Genomic DNA, 1,057 nt, shown 5'->3' on the forward strand with positions numbered 1-1,057 from the left:
CTAGAGCATTGAGCGTGAAGCAGGAATCATGGGTGATTCCGCTTGACGGGAAAGTGTGATTCACCTGGATGTGGAGGTGGATCATGGGTCGAGCGTATTCAGGCGATCTGCGGGACCGGATATCGGCGCACGTTTTAGCTGGACATTCGCGCCGGGCTGCGGCCCGCCGCTTCGGTGTCAGTCCAAGTTGCGCGATCAAGCTGATGCAGCATGTGGCGAAGACGGGAACGGCCAAGCCGCGGCGTCAGGGCCGCCCGTCTGGGGCGGGCAAGCTGGCGGAATATCTGGCGCTGTTAATCCGCTGGGTCGAGGCGACACCCGACATCACGATGCCCGAGCTTGCCGGGCGCCTGGCCACGGAAACGAAGGTGGTCGCGCACCCGGCGTCGCTGTCGCGGGTGCTGGTGGCGGCGGGCTTTCGATATAAAAAAAGCCTTGATGGCATCGGAATGCGGACGCGATGACGTTTGCGAGGCGCGACGACGCTGGCGCGTCTATCGCCAGCCACGCCTGAGCGAGCAGGCACATCGGCTGGTCTTCATCGACGAAACCGCGACCACAACGAAAATGACGCGGCTACGCGGACGCGCGCGGGGCGGCCGACGTCTGAAAGCCCGGGCGCCGTTCGGCCACTGGAAAACGCAGACCTTCATCGCTGGCCTGCGCTGCGATGGCCTGACCGCGCCGTGGATCATCGACAGGCCGATGACCAAGGAGATCTTCGAGGTCTATGTTCGAACCCAGCTCGCTCCGACACTCGAACACGGCGATGTCGTCATCCTCGACAACCTGCCAGCCCATAAAAGCGAAAAGGCCAAGGCGACGTTGAGGGAGCGGGGCGCCTGGTTCCTCTTCCTCCCCCCGTACAGCCCCGATCTCAACCCCATCGAGATGGCGTTCTCCAAACTGAAAGCCCATCTCCGTCGGATCGGCGCCAGGACCATCGACGACCTCTGGAAAACCGTTGGCTCTATCTGCAATCTGTATGACCCCGGCGAGTGTCGCAACTACTTCACCGCCGCCGGCTATGCGCTTGATTAAACGCTCGATGCTCTAG

The 1,057-nt window shown here is 62.4% G+C and carries 1 protein-coding gene; it reads left to right on the forward strand.

What is annotated here, in order from left to right; translation table 11 throughout:
• Nucleotides 1-83 precede the first annotated feature (83 nt).
• Nucleotides 84-1,041 (forward strand): IS630 family transposase gene (locus QLH51_RS19820; RefSeq protein WP_443018854.1). Its coding sequence is split into 2 segments (ribosomal slippage): nucleotides 84-406 and nucleotides 405-1,041, totalling 960 coding nucleotides; the frame shifts between segments, so codons are not numbered across the junction.
• Nucleotides 1,042-1,057 lie beyond the last annotated feature (16 nt).

The sequence above is a fragment of the Sphingomonas sp. 2R-10 genome, from assembly GCF_030062225.1.
Classification (GTDB): domain Bacteria; phylum Pseudomonadota; class Alphaproteobacteria; order Sphingomonadales; family Sphingomonadaceae; genus Sphingomonas.